The organism is Zymobacter palmae (assembly GCF_003610015.1).
In the GTDB taxonomy this organism is placed as follows: domain Bacteria; phylum Pseudomonadota; class Gammaproteobacteria; order Pseudomonadales; family Halomonadaceae; genus Zymobacter; species Zymobacter palmae.
Genome location: NZ_AP018933.1, coordinates 1,896,699 through 1,913,769, shown reverse-complemented (window position 1 = coordinate 1,913,769; position 17,071 = coordinate 1,896,699). Strand labels below are relative to the sequence as shown.

Here is a 17,071-nt window from a genome sequence, read left to right as displayed (position 1 = left end):
GGTTGCTCGGGAGACAAGGCATCTTGAGCACATGAGTGATCAGAATGAAGTCGCTACACTTTACCGATTGCCGTGAATTAAAGTCATTGTTAGTTATAACGGGAGCTTTTTTTAGAAGAATTAGCTGTTTTTTTAGTGCTTGATTTTTAGAATAAAAAGATGAAATCCTCATTTTTCTTGCAAAAAAGTAACTTCTCCACTTTGGTCGGATTGTAATTTGTTTCATAAGCGCTTATTCATGATCACAGTATTTGAGTAGTTGACTGCTCCGCAATCTCTCTGGCAGTGGAAGCACTGTCCTGCGGAGTCCCTCGACTGAAGAACATCCCTTGATGTATGCAAGGAGCGTTTCATGGCAAAGCTGCTGTTTACCCTGTCCGACACAGCAATGGGCTACGATGAAGGTGACTGGTTCTTTGATAGCGATAGCTTCGATAGCGATCGCATCAGCGATACCCCGTTCACGCTGACTCAAGAAGTACTGGAAGGCGGTCGTCAGGATGGCGTGCGTGTCATCACGCTGACCTGCGAAAACGGCCTGACCATCAGCCTGTGCCCGACACGCGGCATGGATATTCTGGAAGTCTTCAGCCACGACGGCACACGCCTTGGCTGGGATTCCCCGGTAGACGAAATCGCTCACCCGAAAACCATCAACCTTGAGGCAAACGGTGGTTGTGGTTGGGCGGAATCCTTCAATGAAATGATGGTGCGCTGCGGCTATGCATGGGCGGGCCACCCCGTTCGTGAAGGCAACATGTTCTATACGCTGCACGGCCGTGCAGGCAACTTGCCGGCATCACGCGTAGAAGTCGAAATCAGCGATGAAGATCGCCCGACCGTTCGCATTCGTGGCTTGGTCAAAGAAAAAGTGTTCAAAGGTGTCTACTTCGAATGCTGGACGGAACTGTCCTATGAACTGGGCAGCCAGTCCTTTGCCATCCACGATCACCTGACCAACGTCGGCGAATACCCGCACGACTACCAGCTGGTTTACCACAGCAACTTCGGTGCGCCGCTGCTGGAAGAAGGCGCTCGCTTCGTTGCGCCGGTTGAGCACATCTCTCCGTTCAACGACTACGCCAAACCGGGTCTGTCCGACTGGCAGACGTTCGTTGGTCCGACGGCGAACTTCGATGAAATGATGTTTAATATTCGTCCGTATGCGAACAAAGCGGGCAATACCAAAGTGGCGCTGATCGACAAAGCGGGTGAACGCGGCGTTGCTATCGCCTTCGACACCCGTACGCTGCCGGTACTGTCGCTGTGGAAGAACACCGATACCCTCAAGCACGGTTACGTTACCGGTATCGAACCGGGTACTGGTTTTTGCTACCCCGTTACGGTTGAGCGTGAGCAAGGCCGTGTCAAATCCCTGGCAGCAGGCGAATCCGTTGATTTCAACGTGATCTACACGCTGCTGCACGGTGCTGATGATATCGCTCAGGTTGAACGTGAGGTCGAAGAGATTCAGGCCGGACGCGAAACGACGGTCAGCGATCAGCCGATTGCGTACGAATAAGTGGCTGACAGCAGTGTGAGCGTCAAAATGACGCGATAGTCGCTGCTCTTCAATAAGAAGGCTCCTCTCATAAAGAAAGGGGCCTTCTTTTTTATGGATAACATCATTTTCTATTTGTTGAACGAATTTATGTGTTAATAAGTAATTAACCTTTGGTTATTCTATTTTAGTCTTGCTGAATATTGGGGTGAATAGCCTGAATGTTATTGCGGAATAGAGGCATGAATATATAACAAAGATGGGTATCATTGCTCCAGATGAGTATGAATGCGCTAAGTGGACCACCGGCTATTGAATATGGATGAGATAAGCTGAATATCAATTAATCCTTGTTGGTCGGGATGGCATGGTGGTGCATTGGCTCTTCATTCCTATAAAAATGAATAAAGTAGAGAGGATGCAATGAATAACTGGCAGATAGACCTTTTTTCGGCACTGCATGAAAAGAACAGTATGCAGGATGTGGTCGATGTTGCGCTGAAGGCCGTGCAGCCGTTGGGTTTTACTTTCTGTACGTGGAAGACAAGGTTGGCCTTTCCACTTGCGCACAGACGGTCGTGTGTCCTAGGCAGCTCCGAGGATAAGGTGCATCAGAAAAATGCGGCGGGTGGCTATGACGAAGCCCCCATCACGACTCACTGTTCCAAGACGACCGTGCCTGCGATCTGGACCGGGCGGCATGAGGGGGCGATTTTCGAAAAGGATCCTGCGCTACTGGAAGAGTTCTTTGGCTGGGGTCATAAAGGTGGTTGGGCGCAATCGGTGATGGAAGGCGCGGGGCAGTTCAGTATGTTCTTAGTTGATAGCGCCGAAATAATGCCGCAGTCCTATCTTGAGCGTGAGGTGGGCTTTCACCTTGAGTGGATCACGACCGCTGTGCACAGCGCCATGTCTCAACTGCGGCGGCAGCATGATGTTCAGCTGTCCTTACGCGAAAAGGAAATCCTGCGTTGGTCAGGGGACGGAAAGACATCTGATCAGATTGCCCAGATACTGAATATCAGTGCTAGTACAGTCAACTTTCACATCCGCAATGCGATGCTAAAGCTTGATGCACCTAATAAAACGGCAGCAGTAGTGCGTGCTATATTTCTGGGGTTATTGCATTAATAAGGCATGAATGCTGTGGAATAAGCCCGGTGCGCACACTTTGTGCACCGGGCTTCGATGAATAACCATTATTTTTTATGTAATGATATTATTCGAATGGCATCTTAACTAGTTGTTTCATAACTTGAATGATTGCTTTTCCCCTTTCTAAAATAGACGGTTTCTATTGCAATTTTATGATGTTAAGGCTCCTCAATGACATAGGTATTGGGGGGATGAGGCGTGCTCTAAATGGAAGATGCATAGTACGATAATGCTTGTATACCGTTTGTTTTATATATACCTGTCATAAAGGACAGTAGTTATGGTTTCGGCAGTTTTTTAGAGTGGGCGTTAATCAAGAGGATATCCTAAAGAAATGAACACCAATAACTGGAAACTGGATCTATTTTCAGCGCTGGATTCAGCTCATTCCGTAAAAACGGTTATGGATGTTTCTCTGGATGCTGTCCGGCCTTTTGGGTTCGATTTCTGCGGATGGCGTACTAACACGCAGCCCGCAAAAAACAACAACAGCAATGGTGTTGTGGCGTTCAATGCTATCGAAGATAAGGCATTGGAAAAGATCGCTAATGGCGATTGTGACTACGCTCCTGTGCCTCGGCACTGCGCGATTTCTCAAGCCCCCATTTCATGGCGGGGAACAACGGACGAAGACCTATTCTTTCAGGCTCCAGAGGTACTGGAAGAGTATTACGGCACAGGCCATCACAGCGGTTGGGCCATTTCTACCTCGGCCCATGATGGTCAGAAAGGCATATTCTTTGTGGAAAGCCGAAGCATTCTTTCTCCAGATGAAATGTGGCATGCCGAACAGCACATGCAATGGGTGAGTGCGGCAGCCTATATCCGCATGGATGAACTAAAGAAGTCTTCATTGGATCACTATATTTCTCCTGATGAGATTGCGCTTCTAAGAAAGCTGTATTGGCATAATGCGTCTATAAAGAACGTGATGGCAGATAGCAGTATTAATGCAATAAAGCTTTTTTCGATGCTAGATGATTTGCGTAAGAAATTTGGCTGCGACAGCGTGCACGCATTAGTTGTTCATGCCCTTTTTCTTGGACTGATTGATTGAAGGAGTTGGCCATGAATAATTGGCAGATAGACTTGTTTACGTCGCTTCATGAAAAAACGAACATGCAGGACATCGTTGATGTGAGCTTGGAAGCGGTCAAGCCTTTGGGATTTAATTTCTGCACATGGCGGACACAGCTCGCGCTTCCGTTAGCCAATAGGAAGGCCTGTATACTGGGTTCATCTGAGGATGCGGTGCATCAAAAGAACGCCTCCGGTGGCTATGATGATGCGCCAATTCCTCGTCACTGTTCACGAACGACTGCACCTGCTATCTGGACTGGTCAGCATGAAGGTGGGTTGTTCGATCAGGACCCCGAGCTGTTCGAAGAATTCTTTGGCTGGGGACACCGCGGAGGTTGGGCGCAGTCGGTCATGGAAGGGGGCGGTCAGTTCAGCATGTTCTATGTGGACAGCGACCAGGTCATTTCGCAGTCTTATCTTGAAAATGAAGTGAACTTTCACCTTGAGTGGATCACCACGGCTGTTCATAGTGCTATGTCACGAATGCGTCAGCACAGTCCTGTCAGCCTCTCCATTCGTGAGAAGGAAGTGCTGCGCTGGGCAGGCGATGGCAAAACATCGGATCAGACCTCTCAGATACTGAACATCAGCGTCAGCACGGTCAATTTCCACCTGCGCAATGCCATGATGAAGCTGGATGCGCCGAATAAGACGGCGGCTGTTGTGCGCGCGGTATTCTTGGGCCTGCTGCATTGATCCCTGCTTGAACGGCAATCGCAGGTAGGGCTTTGACGGCCAGAAAGCGCGCGCGGGGTATAGGGTAAAGATACAGAGGCGAGGGCTTTATCGCATCGAAGAATCGATTCGTGCAAGCGCTCATGCTGGGGTGGGGGAGTATCGAAGATAAGAGCGTGCTTGAGCTCAGGCATATGTGTACACCCTGAGCCTGCAGGGGGCTGTGCGTAAACCGTGCAGTCTCCGTAAGACTTTGCTGAGCATACTTGGAGCGTGAGTCTGTCTCGCGGCTTGGTGTGTTGGAGAGCAACCACAGAACCCCGTGTCACAATTTGATCACAGTGAATTCGAGGCGCGACTGTGCGTCCCGGCATGAAAAAGCGATGTGTGGTAACATGCTTCGCTCATTACCTCGCCGCAAGCCTTATCAAGGCTGGGCTTGTGGGACATTAGAAGAACGTAGACAAGGAAAATTGATGAGCGCATTACCTGCTTGCCCATCCTGTGGTTCCGAATATACCTACGAAGATGGCCCGCTGTTCATCTGCCCAGAATGCGCCCATGAGTGGGCCAAAGACGGTAGCGACAGCGCTGCTCAAGAAGAAGGTCTGGTCGTTCATGACGCTCATGGCAACCTCCTTCAGGACGGCGATACCGTCACTGTCATCAAGGACCTGAAGCTGAAAGGCTCTTCCCAGGTCATCAAGGTGGGTACGCGCGTTAAGGGCATTCGTCTGGTTGAAGGCGATCACGACATTGATTGCAAAGTGCCGGGTATCGGTGCCATGCAGCTGAAATCGATGTTCGTTAAGAAAGCATAACGGCATCGATACAGCGCGTGTTGTGGTTAAAGGAAAGGCCTGAGCAATCTCTGCTCAGGCCTTTTTGCATTCTAATCGCGGCGCTATAAGCGCCTACGGTGTCGATGCGGTTTCTTCTGTCAATGAAAAGTCGTCGACCAGTGCGGTGAGTGCGGCTGACTGGGCCTTTAAAGCGTTCGTCGAACGGGCAACGTCATCAACCATGCGGGCATTGTCACGCAGCGACTGGTTGATCTCATTGAAGGCGCTGTGAGTCTGCAAGATGCTGCGGTGCTGCTCCTGTGATGCCTGAGTGATATGTTCGATCAATGAATTGACCTCACGGACACCGTTGATGACGTTGTCCATCGTTGTGCCGGCATCGCTGGCGCGTTGGCTGCCCGAGCGTATCTTGTCGCTGATGGCGGTGATCAGTGTGGCGATCTCGTGAGCGGACTGCGTCGAGCGGGTGGACAGATTGCGCACTTCGTCCGCCACTACTGCAAAACCACGCCCGTGCTCGCCTGCGCGAGCAGCTTCCACCGAAGCATTCAGTGCAATCAGGTTGGTCTGAAACGCAATGCTGTCGATCATAGTCGTGATGGACGTGATCTGTTCTGCCATGCGCGCGATCTCGCTGATTTCCTGCGCCATGCTTTGAACGTCCGCGCCTCCTTGTTCTGCACTATGTGTGGCGGCTACGGAGCGTTGCTGTGCTTGGGCAGCATGCTCGCTGTTCTGTTTGACGATGGCCGTCAGTGTATCCATATGCGCGGCCGTTTCTGCAATGGCACCGGACTGCTGGTCAGTACGCTCGGCTAGAGCCGTGTTGTCTTGATGGATGGTCTGGACGTTATCGTGCAGTACGCGACTGTTGCCATGCACGCGCGTCACCACATCGCGCAGGTTGTGCTGCATATGGGCCAGTGAAGAGAGCAGCTGGCCTATTTCGTTCTTGCCATGGTCTGCAATGGCATGGGAGAGGTCGTTGTCAGCGATACGGTCGAAGTGCCGCTGCATGCGACGCAACGGGGCGATGATCTGGCGGCGCAGGATGATGAAGATCGCACCGCACAGCCCCAGCATGGCACCGAACGAAAGTGCCATCATCAGCGCATTGCGGTGATTGAGGCGGTCCATCAGTTGGCGCGCATCGCCAAGGCGCGCATCGATGGTGGCCTGTGTAGCAGCGAGCTGCTGGGTCAGGGCTTGGTCGTAAGGCAGCCCTTTGGATGCCACGGCATTGATGCCTTTGCTGTCACCGGCGGTGGCGGCACCTATTGCGGGTGTGATCAGGTGATCCTGATAGTCACTGAAAGCGCGTTGGAGTGCCGCTTCGTCGATACCGGGGCGACCACCGTTCAAAGAACGGAAAGCATTAACGCTGTCGTTGGCGTGCTGTGTCAGGCTGTTGACGATGTCGATGGCCTTGGTGGTGGTGGCTCGGTCTCCAGCAATGGCCGTTGCGGTGGCGCGATACAGGGCCAGTCGGGCGCGGCGTAGGTCGCTGACAGCATCGTTCAGCTGAATGCCTAGCTGGTGTTCGATGTCCAGTCTATCGCGTGTTTCATCAGCATACAGGCTGCTTCGGTACGTCATGATCAGCGTGACGGTGAACAGGGTCAGTATGCCTGCCAATAGAAAAGCGACCAGGTAGGTCAGTCGTATATCGTGTCGTGTCATGCGGGCGCCAAGGTTATCGAATTAAACCGATGTTATCGGCCTGTAATACCCTGGCTTTATCGTGGGTATACCAATAGGGCGCGCAATGTGTCGAATAGGCAATATGAAACAGAGCCGGTCTGGTACGGGAGCTGAGTCGCTTGCGTCTACCGGCAGCAGGCGAGCAGTGATAGACGAGCAGTAGAAGACGAGAGTACCAAAGAGGGAAAAAGCCTTGTTCGACAAGGCTTTTCATTTCTTTAGCATTTAGAGAGATGGCCTATCATGGTCGGCGTCAGGGATGATGATGCTCTTATGGGGATGAGAGCAATGCCGACAGGAGCAGGCAGAAGCAGGGTGGCGGCATGTACGTCATCATTGTTTCTGACAGGGGATGAATGCATACGGCCAGTTCGATGAACTGGCCGTATGCATTTCTTCATTCGTGCTTTGTCTTCGCTGGGCGTGCGCTAACCGCACAAGAGCGCTGATCACTTACATGAACAGTCCTGCGATAGTTGCCGACAACAGGCTGACCAGCGTGGCACCAAACAACAGCTTCAGACCGAAGCGGGCTGCCACAGTGCTCTGCTTTTCATTGAGCGCTTTGATGGCTCCCACGATAACCCCTACCGATGAAAAGTTGGCAAACGAAATCAGGAAGACGGAAATCACCCCAATAGTATGCGCAGACAGCGACCCCGAATTCTGAAGTTGCAGCATGGCGGTGAATTCATTGCTGACCAGTTTGGTGGCCATGATACTGCCCGCATTTGCCGCCTCGTTGACATCGACACCTACTAGCATCGCTAACGGCGAGAACAGGTAGCCCAGAATTTGAGTGAAGGTGATGTGCGGGATGATGTGTGTCTGTGGATCGATATACGTGCGAGGATCAACGTTGAATGCGCTATGCAGCAGCATATCGGCATGGCTCAGCAAGAAAAAGACCGAGCGATCAAGCAGCTTAAGCAAGGCAATATAGCCGATCATCATGGCCGCAATGATAATGGCAATCTTAAAACCATCGATGATGTATTCGCCCAGCATTTCAAACAAAGACTGGTTGTGATGTAGCTCGACCTGGAGGTTGTCCTCTTCAGCAGACACCTTGTAAGGGTTGATGAGTGACACCACGATGATGCTGCCGAACAGGTTGAGTACCAGTGCTACGACGACGAACGTTGCCCCCGTTGTTGCGCCCATTTGGGCCTTATCGGTGATACCGTTCATGATGGTCATATAGGAGCCGACCGTTGACATTGATACCGTCGACATTGCCGTGGCGCACAACGTGTACAAGCGCTGGCGCGATAGAAATGGCAGCTGGCGCTTCATCGAGATGAAGACTTCGGATTGACCGAGAATAGGGGAGGCAATACTGTTGTAGGACTCAAGTTTGCCTTGGCCGCTGATCAGGCTGATCAGTTTGCCGGTCGCTTTCATGAGGAATGGCAACAGTTTGATGTGTTGCAGGATCCCGATCAGCGTCGAAACGAAAATGATGGGCAGCAGTACATTGAAGAAGAAGATGAACGTGTAGCTATTGCTGCTAGGATCGGGAACAAGGCCGCCGAAAACGAAGGCAATACCTTCATGGGCGCAGGACATCAGCTTTTCGAACATACCGGCAAAGCCTTGGATAACCGTAGCACCCACGGTCGTCTTCAGTAGTACGAAGGCAAGAACGATCTGGATGGTCAGCAGTAGCAGGACTGGACCAGGGCGAACCTGCTTTCGATCACTGCTAAAGGCATAAGCCAGGCCGAGGATGACCAGCAGGCTCAGAATGGCAACCGCAAACTTCATGGGACAGGCTCCACGATAACTATGGGGAACACTTGAGTGGCATCAAGCGCGTTGTCCATACCGAAGGCAGATTTCGTGCCGAAAAAGAGATGCGCATTTCATCATGTTGCACAAAAGCCCGAGAGGCGCGCGGTTAAAGGCGCTTCCCGTCAATCGCTAGCGGCAACGATCTGTTAATGGCGTGGCGTTGAATGCTCGGTAGTGAACCGAGCGCGTATGTTATCAGAGCGCGAGGCAGGATGCTGCACTTTAGCTACTTTGTGTCACATCATGACTCCCAAGTAGGCGTTAACGGGCACGAATCCTGCATCATGATTTTCTTTTCTTATACGCCCCTTTATTTGTATCCTGCGACGCCTTTCCGATAGCTGCTACATTCAATAGCAAGTAATAACGACGTGGCGAGACCAGCAGGCAAGCCCTGCGAATCTTGTCCATCAGCTCATTATCATTCACGGATGAAAAAGGGATAGGTGAATGGATCACTCTCTGTGGGAAACAATCGTTGCGTCTGCATGGCCCTATGTTTATGTCGCTATCAAACTGGTGATCGGGTTGGCTACCTTCATTCTGGCGCTGCGTACGACCAGTAAGGGGCAGCTCAATCAGATGTCACCGCTGGATCTGATCGGCAACTTCGTGATGGGGGGAATTTTGGGTGGGGTTATCTACAGCGATTCCATCACCATTCATCACTTCATCATTATTCTGATCATCTGGCAGACCCTGATTATTACCGTGAAAAAAGTCAGTCAAGCCTCGACGTCGGCGCGCAAGGTGCTGGTCGGTTCTGAGATCCCGCTGGTCATCGACGGCAAGTTCCAGCTTGATCGTTTCAACGAGCTGGATATCAGTATCAGTGGCTTTGCAACGCTGCTGCGCATGCAAGGGATCTTTTCTGTTCGCGATGTGCGCTACGCTCAGATGGAACCGAACAGTCAGCTGACCGTGATCAAGTACGACGAAAAGCGCCTGTCGGCGCTGGTCGTCAAGAATGGCGAGATTAGTGAAGACGGACTGGCATTTCTCAAGCGCGATGAAGCGTGGCTGCGCGAAGAGCTGCACAAGAAAGGCTATGGCGATGACTTAGAGTCGATCTTCTTTGCGGAATGGACGGAGGAGCTTGATGATGAGGGCAACACTGCCAAGGGCGACATGATGATCATTGACCGGTCGGAAACCGAAACCGAGCAGGATCGCGAGCGTGAAGCTAAGGCCCATGAGTCGGAAGCGCGCCAGCAGCAGCGACAGGCCAACGATCAAGCGACGCAACAGATGTAGACAATTAATTTCATTTTGCAACAACACACCGCCTGCTGGCGGTGTGCGTGTTTATGGGCCTGATGGTAGACTCTTGGAGTTCGTATCTGTCGGCCCGCTTTGTTTTTGCCATCAGCCAGATACGCCGGGCGTGCGGCCACACATGCGGTGCTTTTTTCAGGCGCTGTCGCACGCACCTTGATTGCCACGTATTTCACCATACAACAAAGAAGAGGTGTGCCGATGACGCAGCTTCGTCAGCGTATCATTCGTGAACTGGGTGTCCGTTCCGCCATTGATCCTCAGCAGGAAATCGAGGCGCGCGTAGCCTTCATCCAGCAGTATCTCTGCGCGACGCCTGCCAAAGGGTTGGTGCTGGGGATCAGCGGGGGGCAGGATTCAACGCTAGCTGGGCGTTTGTGCCAGCTGGCCGTCGAAGGGCTGCGTCAACAAGGCAAAGACGTTGAATTTGTCGCCGTGCGCCTGCCTTATGGCGTACAGAAGGATGAGGACGATGCGCAGACAGCACTGGCCTTCATTAAGCCGGACCGCTCGGTCGCCGTCGATATTCGTCCGTCTACCGACGCTGGCGAGCAGGTTGTTGCGACGGCACTGGGTGAAACACGCCTACGTGATTTCGTGCGCGGTAACGTCAAAGCACGTGAACGCATGGTGGCGCAGTACGCCATTGCGGGTCAGCTCAACTATCTGGTCGTCGGTACCGATCATGCAGCAGAAGCTGTGACCGGTTTCTTCACCAAATTCGGTGACGGTGCTGTCGATATGACGCCGTTGACCGGATTGACCAAGCGTCAGGGCGCTGCGCTGCTGCAAACGCTGGGCGCACCCGCCAGCACGTGGCAGAAAGTCCCGACGGCCGATCTGGAAGACGATCGGCCGGCACTGCCCGACGAAGAGGCGCTGGGCGTGACCTATCGTGAAATCGACGACTATCTGGAAGGCAAACCGGTCGATGATAACGTGGCAAGCAAAGTCGAACGGATCTTCTTGGCAACTCGCCACAAACGCACGCAGCCGGTGTCGCCGCTGGATGACTGGTGGAAACAGGATTGAGCATTAAATGCGAGCGTTCGCTGGATAGGACGGGTGTGTATGCGCCTGAATGATACGGCCTCGGAGCAGCCATTGCCGCGTGGCGACCACTATTACATGCATCGGGCGCTAGAGCAGGCCCGTTGCGCAATGGCGGCTGGCGAAGTACCTGTCGGTGCGGTTGTTGTGTCGGCGTCGGGTGAGGTGATCGGGAAAGGGCATAACGCGCCCTGTTCTCATCATGATCCATCGGCTCATGCGGAGATAGAAGCCCTGCGCGCCGCGGCACGCAGCATCGGCAACTACCGCCTTGAACACTGCACGCTGTACGTGACGTTGGAGCCGTGCATGATGTGCTTGGGCGCCATCATCAATGCGCGCATTGCACGTGTCGTATACGGTGCTGCCGAGCCGCGCACGGGAATGGTGGAGTCGAGGGCCAATCTGGCGGCTCAGCCGTGGTTTAACCACCGACTGACGGTAGACGGTGGTGTGTTAGCAGTGCCGGCACGTCGGTTGTTGAAGCAATTCTTCGCCGAACGCCGGGCGGCCGTATCTCCCGACGCCGACCCGTCAGCGTAGCGTGGCAAGGCCAGGGTGGTGCCAGAACGCCTCAAGAAAGGTTTCTGCGACCACCAGCGGCTGAGTTTCTCGCATGAAACAGGAATGGCGCGCCCATAGTGGCGCGCTATTTTTATCGGCGCAGTGCATATGATTCAGGGCGCGTGGCGGCTGTACTTGCTGCCATTCGAAGGCCGAGCGCTGGATGCATGGGTCATGATAGAGCACCGTTGCCAGTGGCTGTTGTCCCTGGGCGCGCAGCGCTCCCCAGCCGTGGCCTTGCGCGGTGGCGATAGACGGGGTCACGCTATGGGCATAGACCAGTGGCTGTCGGTCGACCAGCAGTAGCACGTCTCTTACCCAGAGCGACGTATGTGCAGTGGTGGCCAGCAGCTGAGCGTCTTCTTCGCAGGCCTCAAGGCGTCCTTCGTAAACCACATCGAGCGAAAATTCGCCCAGCTGGCATAGGGCTTCCGTCAGCGCTCCTGATCGCGTTAGCCAATAGTGCTGCTGTGCGCTAGGCTGGGGCGTCTCTGCACAGGCATAGGAAATAAGCGGTGAGGGCATGTGCTGTGCTCTGTCACTTTGCCTGCCTGTCTCTACGGTCTTTTCTATCATTTATCTCAATCCGGTTGTTGCCTGTCATGACTTCTACCACGCCCACGCTTCGTCCCTATCAGAAAGAAGCCGTTACGCGCGTCATCAGCCATTTTCGTCATAGCGATGATCCGGCAGTCGTCGTCTTGCCGACCGGCAGTGGGAAGTCGCTGGTCATCGCTGACCTGGCACGGCGCGCAAAAGGGCGTGTGCTGGTGCTGGCTCATGTGCGCGAGCTGGTAGAGCAGAACCATGCTAAGTATGAAGCCTATGGGGTCAAGGCGGATATCTACAGCGCTGGGTTGAATGCACGTCAGTCCGAGCGTCAGGTCGTATTCGCTTCGGTGCAGTCGGTGGTCAAGGCGCTACCTCGTTTCACGACAGGTGAATTCACGCTGCTGGTGATCGACGAATGTCACCGCGTGCCACTGCCCGATGAGCGTGCCCGCACACTGCCCAATGCGGAAGGCGGCGTGCGACGGGCACGTAAGGATGGCATGTACGCGGAGGTGATCAATGCTCTGCGTCAGGCTAATCCACGCCTCAAGGTGCTTGGCCTGACCGCAACGCCTTATCGTCTGGGGCAGGGCTTTCTATATCATCGTCACTACCACGGACGCGTCTGTGGTGCTGAAGGCTGCTTCTTCAGGCAATGCGTGTTTGAGCAGCCGCTGCGCCTGATGGTGCGGCAGGGGTATCTTAGTCCACCCGTGCGTGTCGACGCCGCAGTGGAAGGCTATGACTTCTCACGGCTAGTGCCCTCAGCGCAGGGTGATTATACCGAGAAAGCCTTGCAGGGCATTGTCGATCACCATCGCGCAACGCCAGAGATCATCAGCGAGGTAGTGGCACGAGCGCAGGGTCGCCAAGGGGTGATGATCTTCGCGGCGACCATACCGCATGCGGAAGAGATCATGGCGCTGCTGCCTGAGGGGGAAGCAGCGCTTGTGACCGGGAAGACGCCGCTGCGTGAGCGCACCGACATCATTGAGCGGTTCAAGCAGAAGTCGCTACGCTACCTTGTCAATGTCGCTGTGCTAACCACCGGCTTCGATGCACCTCATGTTGATATGATCGCTATTCTGCGTCCTACCGCCTCTATCGGCTTGTATCAGCAGATCGTGGGACGAGGGCTGCGTCTAGCGCCGGATAAGGAAGATTGTGTGATCCTCGACTATGCGGGCAACCCTTGGGACCTGTACGCGCCGGAGGTGGGAGAGGCCAAGCCTGCGCCCGATACCGAACCCGTACAGGTCATCTGCCCGCAGTGTGAGTTCGCCAATATCTTTTGGGGGCGGCGCGACGGAGAGTTCGTCATCGAACATTTTGGGCGGCGCTGTCAGGGCTGGTGTGAAGACGATAGCGGTGAGGGGCACCAGTGTACGTTCCGCTTCCGCTTCAAGAGCTGCCCACAGTGCGGCGAGGAAAACGATATCGCTGCTCGTCAGTGCCACGCCTGCCAAGCGCGCCTGATCGACCCTGATGATCAGCTCAAGGCAGCGCTGAAGCTGCGTGATGCGCTCGTGCTGCGTGTTAGCGGCATGCAGTTGGAGGCGACCGTGAACGGCAAAGGGCTGCCTCGCCTGCGCGTTACGTACCATGATGAAGATGGGGCAACGCTGTCGGAATGGTTTGCGCTCGAAACGTCTGCCCAGCGGCATGTGTTTCAAGAGGTCTTTCTGAGTCGCCATATGGCGGCGCCGGGTATACCGTGGTCGCCTGCATCGCTGGATGAAGTGCTCGCCGACCAGCATCGGCTTCGAGCGCCAGACTTTGTGATAGGTCGCAAGGTGGGGCGGCACTGGCAGATTCGCGAGAAGCTGTTCGACTATGCTTTGCAGGGTGGGCGTTACCGCCGTGCGGCCTCTGCGCAATGATCATGAATCCTGTGCGGATTGGTAGGCGTCCGGAGCTGATCTTGCTACACTTAGCGCCTATCACCGTCGCTGTTCGCGTTTCCTTCCCATTGCCCGTTCGAGTCCTCCCGCCATGAGTGAAACCATGCCTTCTACCTCGGCAGAAGAGGCATCGAATGCGCTATCCGATCGACCTGATCCCGCCGCTATTGCGCGTATTGAAGGCAAGCCGGTCATTGAGCTGCCTCAGGATCTGTATATCCCGCCGGAAGCACTGCGTGTGTTTCTGGATACGTTCGAAGGACCGCTCGACTTACTGTTGTATCTGATCCGTCGCCATAATCTGGATATTCTGGCCATCAACGTGGCGGCCGTGACACATCAGTACATTGCTTATGTTGAATTGATGAAGGCCAGTGGTATCGACCTAGCGGCTGAGTATCTGTTGATGGCGGCCATGCTGGCCGAGATCAAGTCGCGTAGCCTATTGCCGCGCCAGAAAAGCGATGATGATGAAGAGGGTGAAGACGACCCAACGGCGCAACTTATCGAGCGTCTGCAGGCCTACGAGCAGCTCAAACAGTCGGCGGCCGCGCTGGATGAATTGCCGCGCTACGGCCGCGACTGGTTTTCGCCGCAGCCTGCGCTGCCGGAAATTCCTCCTCGCGTCGTATATCCCGAAGTGGCGCTGGAAGAGATGCTGTCGGCATTTGGGCAGTTGATGGCACGCGCTTCAATGAACGAACGCCATCAGGTCACCCGGGAAGCGCTATCCACACGAGAGCGCATGACAATGATCATGACACGGCTTTCATCGGAACAGTTCACGCCGTTCGAAGCGCTGTTCACGCTGGAAGAGGGGCGTGCCGGTGTCGTCGTCACGTTTATGGCGCTGCTGGAGCTGGCCAAGGAGCGTCTGATCGAGATCGTACAGAATGAACCGTTGTCGCCGCTGCACGTTCGGGCGCGCACCGCTGCCAGCGATGAATCGCCGTTTGCGGACGACGAACGTGAGATCGAAGAAGAGAGCGCTTTCGAAGCGGCGCCACCTGATACCTTTCAATAGTAAGATGATGATGCCATGACGACAGCTGCACCCGCTTTGGATGCAATCGTGGAAGCGGCGCTGCTGGCCAGCGAAGCCCCGCTGGATCTAGAGGCGCTGCAACAGCTCTTTGACGGACGACAGGTGCCTTCCCGTGGCGAGCTGCGGGCCGCCCTGACGACGCTGGAGCACCGGCTGGAAGGCACGGCGATGACGCTGCACAGTTCGGTGTCGGGTTTTCGGCTGGCGATCAACAAGACATTCGCGCCCTGGTTGTCTCGTCTGTGGGAAGAACGCCCGCAGCGTTACTCGCGCGCGCTGATGGAAACGTTGGCGCTGATCGCCTATCGTCAGCCGGTCACGCGAGGTGATATCGAAGAGGTGCGCGGGGTCGCGGTCAGTGCCTCGATTATGCGCACGCTGCTGGACCGAGGATGGATTCGTGTGATTGGTCAGCGGGATGTGCCGGGGCGACCTTCGGTCTATGCCACGACGCGTCGCTTTCTAGACGATTTCAACCTTCAGACGCTGGATGAACTGCCCCCGTTGCACGAGGTCGAAGAGCGTTTCGGCATCAGTACACAAATGGTGCTGGATGACCAAGACAGCGATACCGCTGCGCAGCATAACGACGCCGTATTGAACGGCATGCTGTCGCACGACAGTGAGGATGCAGCGGCGGAAGGCGATGATGACGCCTTTGCCAGTGAACCTGACGACAACGACATTGATGCGCTTGTGCCGCCACCGCTGGCAGGCGAAGCGCTTGATTTCTCAACGCTTCAGGCGCGACTCGATGCGCGCGTGGAAGCCGCGGCGGCGGCAAGACGTGCCGCAACCGATGAGGGTTCAGAGCACTCGAATGAGGCTCTGGATGATGAATGGCCGGAAACGCCGGAAGCAGCGGAGTCTGATTCCAGCGTCGCCTTGATACACCAACACGACGAGAGGTCGTTGAACGATGAGTAACACTACTCCTGCTGCAGGCGAAAAATTACAGAAAGTACTGGCGCGCATAGGACTGGGTTCGCGCCGCGAAATGGAAACGGTGATTGCCGCTGGGCGCGTGACTATTAATGGTCAGGTGGCCAAGCTGGGCGATCGTGTTGATATGAACGCCCAAGTGAATGTCGATAGCCGTCCCGTCACGCTCAAAGCTGGTGAAGAAACGCCGCGCCGCGTGATCATGTACAACAAGCCGGAAGGCGAGCTGTGCACGCGTAAGGACCCAGAAGGTCGCCGTACCGTATTCGATCGCTTGCCGCGTCTGAAAGGTGAGCGCTGGATTGCGATCGGGCGTCTTGATATCAACACCAGCGGCCTGCTGCTGTTCACCACTGATGGCGAGCTGGCCAACCGCCTGATGCACCCGTCAACCCAGATCGAGCGTGAATACGCCGTACGTGTCATGGGTGAGCCGAAGATTGAGCAGATCAAGGCAATGGTTGATGGCGTGATGCTAGATGACGGCATGGCGCACTTCACCGACGTGCAGGAATTCGGCGGTGAAGGGATCAATACCTGGTTCCACGTCGTCATCCTTGAAGGGCGCAACCGCGAAGTTCGCCGACTGTGGGAATCTCAAGGACTGACCGTCAGCCGCCTGAAGCGCGTCCGCTATGGCAACATCTTCCTCGACAAGCGCGCCAAGGCAGGGGAGTGGACCGAACTTTCTCAGGATGAAATCGATGAGTTGTCGACGCTGGCCGGTCTGGCCCTGCGTCGAGCACCTGATCTGACGCCAGATGAGAAGAACCGCTGGAACCGAGACAAAAATAAGCGCCGTCCTGTACGTGGTCTTCGTAACAGTAATGCTGGCCGCGGCGAAGAATACACGTCTTCTCGGCCTTCTCGAGGCGACCGACGTGACGGTGAGCGCTCCGAACGCCGTGATGATCGTCGTCGCTCTCCTGAAGGCGCAGCGCGTCGTCCCGGCCCAAATCGTGGCAGGGCGCCACAGCGATAAGCAATGTAAAGGCACCTTCGGGTGCCTTTTCTTTTATCGGATAAGCGATGT

Annotated in this window: 15 protein-coding genes; 12 read left to right on the top strand and 3 right to left on the bottom strand. The window is 54.7% G+C overall.

The genetic code is table 11. The features are described from left to right. Window positions 1–352 precede the first annotated feature (352 nt). The 5 genes from ZBT109_RS08620 to ZBT109_RS08600 all read left to right on the top strand — a co-directional run bounded on the left by ZBT109_RS08620 (window position 353) and on the right by ZBT109_RS08600 (window position 5,232). The gene (locus ZBT109_RS08620; RefSeq protein WP_027706015.1) at window positions 353–1,522 is read left to right on the top strand and encodes an aldose 1-epimerase family protein; all 1,170 of its coding nucleotides are present in this window, start codon (window positions 353–355) and stop codon (window positions 1,520–1,522) included. A 402-nt stretch (window positions 1,523–1,924) separates the two neighbouring features. After that, complete coding sequence (locus tag ZBT109_RS08615) at window positions 1,925–2,632, top strand: helix-turn-helix transcriptional regulator (protein WP_051524166.1); 708 nt, start codon at window positions 1,925–1,927, stop codon at window positions 2,630–2,632. 358 nt (window positions 2,633–2,990) lie between these two features. Beyond that, complete coding sequence (locus ZBT109_RS08610) at window positions 2,991–3,713, top strand: autoinducer binding domain-containing protein (RefSeq protein ID WP_027706014.1); 723 nt, start codon at window positions 2,991–2,993, stop codon at window positions 3,711–3,713. Between the two features lie 11 nt (window positions 3,714–3,724). Further along, a complete protein-coding gene (locus ZBT109_RS08605) occupies window positions 3,725–4,432 on the top strand; it encodes a helix-turn-helix transcriptional regulator (RefSeq protein ID WP_051524165.1) in 708 nt (235 codons plus the stop codon). Between the two features lie 455 nt (window positions 4,433–4,887). Beyond that, window positions 4,888–5,232 carry a zinc ribbon domain-containing protein YjdM gene (locus ZBT109_RS08600; RefSeq protein ID WP_027706013.1) on the top strand — a complete coding sequence of 115 codons (345 nt, stop codon included), beginning with the start codon at window positions 4,888–4,890 and terminating at the stop codon, window positions 5,230–5,232. 93 nt (window positions 5,233–5,325) lie between these two features. Here ZBT109_RS08600 and ZBT109_RS08595 read toward each other — a convergent pair whose 3' ends face one another. After that, complete coding sequence (locus ZBT109_RS08595; RefSeq protein WP_051524164.1) at window positions 5,326–6,894, bottom strand: methyl-accepting chemotaxis protein; 1,569 nt, start codon at window positions 6,892–6,894, stop codon at window positions 5,326–5,328. 474 nt (window positions 6,895–7,368) lie between these two features. Continuing rightward, window positions 7,369–8,682, bottom strand: a complete 1,314-nt coding sequence (locus ZBT109_RS08590) for a NupC/NupG family nucleoside CNT transporter (protein ID WP_027706012.1) — start codon at window positions 8,680–8,682, stop codon at window positions 7,369–7,371. A gap of 477 nt (window positions 8,683–9,159) precedes the next feature. Here ZBT109_RS08590 and ZBT109_RS08585 point away from each other — a divergent pair, with 477 nt between their 5' ends. The 3 genes from ZBT109_RS08585 (at window position 9,160) to tadA (ending at window position 11,577) form a co-directional block, all read left to right on the top strand. Beyond that, the gene (locus tag ZBT109_RS08585) at window positions 9,160–9,963 is read left to right on the top strand and encodes a DUF421 domain-containing protein (protein ID WP_051524163.1); all 804 of its coding nucleotides are present in this window, start codon (window positions 9,160–9,162) and stop codon (window positions 9,961–9,963) included. A gap of 222 nt (window positions 9,964–10,185) precedes the next feature. Then, entirely contained in the window at window positions 10,186–11,016 is an 831-nt protein-coding gene (gene nadE, locus ZBT109_RS08580) for an ammonia-dependent NAD(+) synthetase (protein WP_027706011.1), read from the top strand. Window positions 11,017–11,055: 39 nt separating this feature from the next. Further along, window positions 11,056–11,577, top strand: coding sequence for a tRNA adenosine(34) deaminase TadA (gene tadA, locus ZBT109_RS08575; protein WP_051524162.1), 522 nt, complete (start codon window positions 11,056–11,058; stop codon window positions 11,575–11,577). Here the strand turns inward: tadA and ZBT109_RS08570 are convergent. Next, entirely contained in the window at window positions 11,569–12,123 is a 555-nt protein-coding gene (locus ZBT109_RS08570) for a chorismate--pyruvate lyase family protein (protein WP_051524161.1), read from the bottom strand. The genes tadA and ZBT109_RS08570 overlap by 9 nt on opposite strands. A 77-nt stretch (window positions 12,124–12,200) precedes the next feature. On the opposite strand from ZBT109_RS08570, the gene ZBT109_RS08565 reads away from it, so the two are divergent. From ZBT109_RS08565 to rluB, 4 genes are all read left to right on the top strand, one after another. Further along, the gene (locus ZBT109_RS08565; RefSeq protein ID WP_027706009.1) at window positions 12,201–14,030 is read left to right on the top strand and encodes a DEAD/DEAH box helicase; all 1,830 of its coding nucleotides are present in this window, start codon (window positions 12,201–12,203) and stop codon (window positions 14,028–14,030) included. Window positions 14,031–14,142: 112 nt separating this feature from the next. Continuing rightward, entirely contained in the window at window positions 14,143–15,075 is a 933-nt protein-coding gene (locus tag ZBT109_RS08560) for a segregation and condensation protein A (protein ID WP_027706008.1), read from the top strand. 15 nt (window positions 15,076–15,090) lie between these two features. Continuing rightward, on the top strand, window positions 15,091–16,023 hold the full coding sequence (gene scpB / locus ZBT109_RS08555; protein ID WP_084261906.1) for an SMC-Scp complex subunit ScpB: 933 nt from the start codon (window positions 15,091–15,093) through the stop codon (window positions 16,021–16,023). Then, complete coding sequence (gene rluB / locus ZBT109_RS08550) at window positions 16,016–17,020, top strand: 23S rRNA pseudouridine(2605) synthase RluB (protein WP_027706007.1); 1,005 nt, start codon at window positions 16,016–16,018, stop codon at window positions 17,018–17,020. The genes scpB and rluB overlap by 8 nt, the downstream gene beginning before the upstream one ends. Window positions 17,021–17,071 lie beyond the last annotated feature (51 nt).

Coding starts and splice junctions, on each gene's coding strand:
- ZBT109_RS08620 (WP_027706015.1), top strand. CDS start 353: ATGGCAAAGCTGCTGTTTACCCTGTCCGACACAGCAATGGGCTACGAT.
- ZBT109_RS08615 (WP_051524166.1), top strand. CDS start 1,925: ATGAATAACTGGCAGATAGACCTTTTTTCGGCACTGCATGAAAAGAAC.
- ZBT109_RS08610 (WP_027706014.1), top strand. CDS start 2,991: ATGAACACCAATAACTGGAAACTGGATCTATTTTCAGCGCTGGATTCA.
- ZBT109_RS08605 (WP_051524165.1), top strand. CDS start 3,725: ATGAATAATTGGCAGATAGACTTGTTTACGTCGCTTCATGAAAAAACG.
- ZBT109_RS08600 (WP_027706013.1), top strand. CDS start 4,888: ATGAGCGCATTACCTGCTTGCCCATCCTGTGGTTCCGAATATACCTAC.
- ZBT109_RS08595 (WP_051524164.1), bottom strand. CDS start 6,894: ATGACACGACACGATATACGACTGACCTACCTGGTCGCTTTTCTATTG.
- ZBT109_RS08590 (WP_027706012.1), bottom strand. CDS start 8,682: ATGAAGTTTGCGGTTGCCATTCTGAGCCTGCTGGTCATCCTCGGCCTG.
- ZBT109_RS08585 (WP_051524163.1), top strand. CDS start 9,160: ATGGATCACTCTCTGTGGGAAACAATCGTTGCGTCTGCATGGCCCTAT.
- nadE (WP_027706011.1), top strand. CDS start 10,186: ATGACGCAGCTTCGTCAGCGTATCATTCGTGAACTGGGTGTCCGTTCC.
- tadA (WP_051524162.1), top strand. CDS start 11,056: ATGCGCCTGAATGATACGGCCTCGGAGCAGCCATTGCCGCGTGGCGAC.
- ZBT109_RS08570 (WP_051524161.1), bottom strand. CDS start 12,123: ATGCCCTCACCGCTTATTTCCTATGCCTGTGCAGAGACGCCCCAGCCT.
- ZBT109_RS08565 (WP_027706009.1), top strand. CDS start 12,201: ATGACTTCTACCACGCCCACGCTTCGTCCCTATCAGAAAGAAGCCGTT.
- ZBT109_RS08560 (WP_027706008.1), top strand. CDS start 14,143: ATGAGTGAAACCATGCCTTCTACCTCGGCAGAAGAGGCATCGAATGCG.
- scpB (WP_084261906.1), top strand. CDS start 15,091: ATGACGACAGCTGCACCCGCTTTGGATGCAATCGTGGAAGCGGCGCTG.
- rluB (WP_027706007.1), top strand. CDS start 16,016: ATGAGTAACACTACTCCTGCTGCAGGCGAAAAATTACAGAAAGTACTG.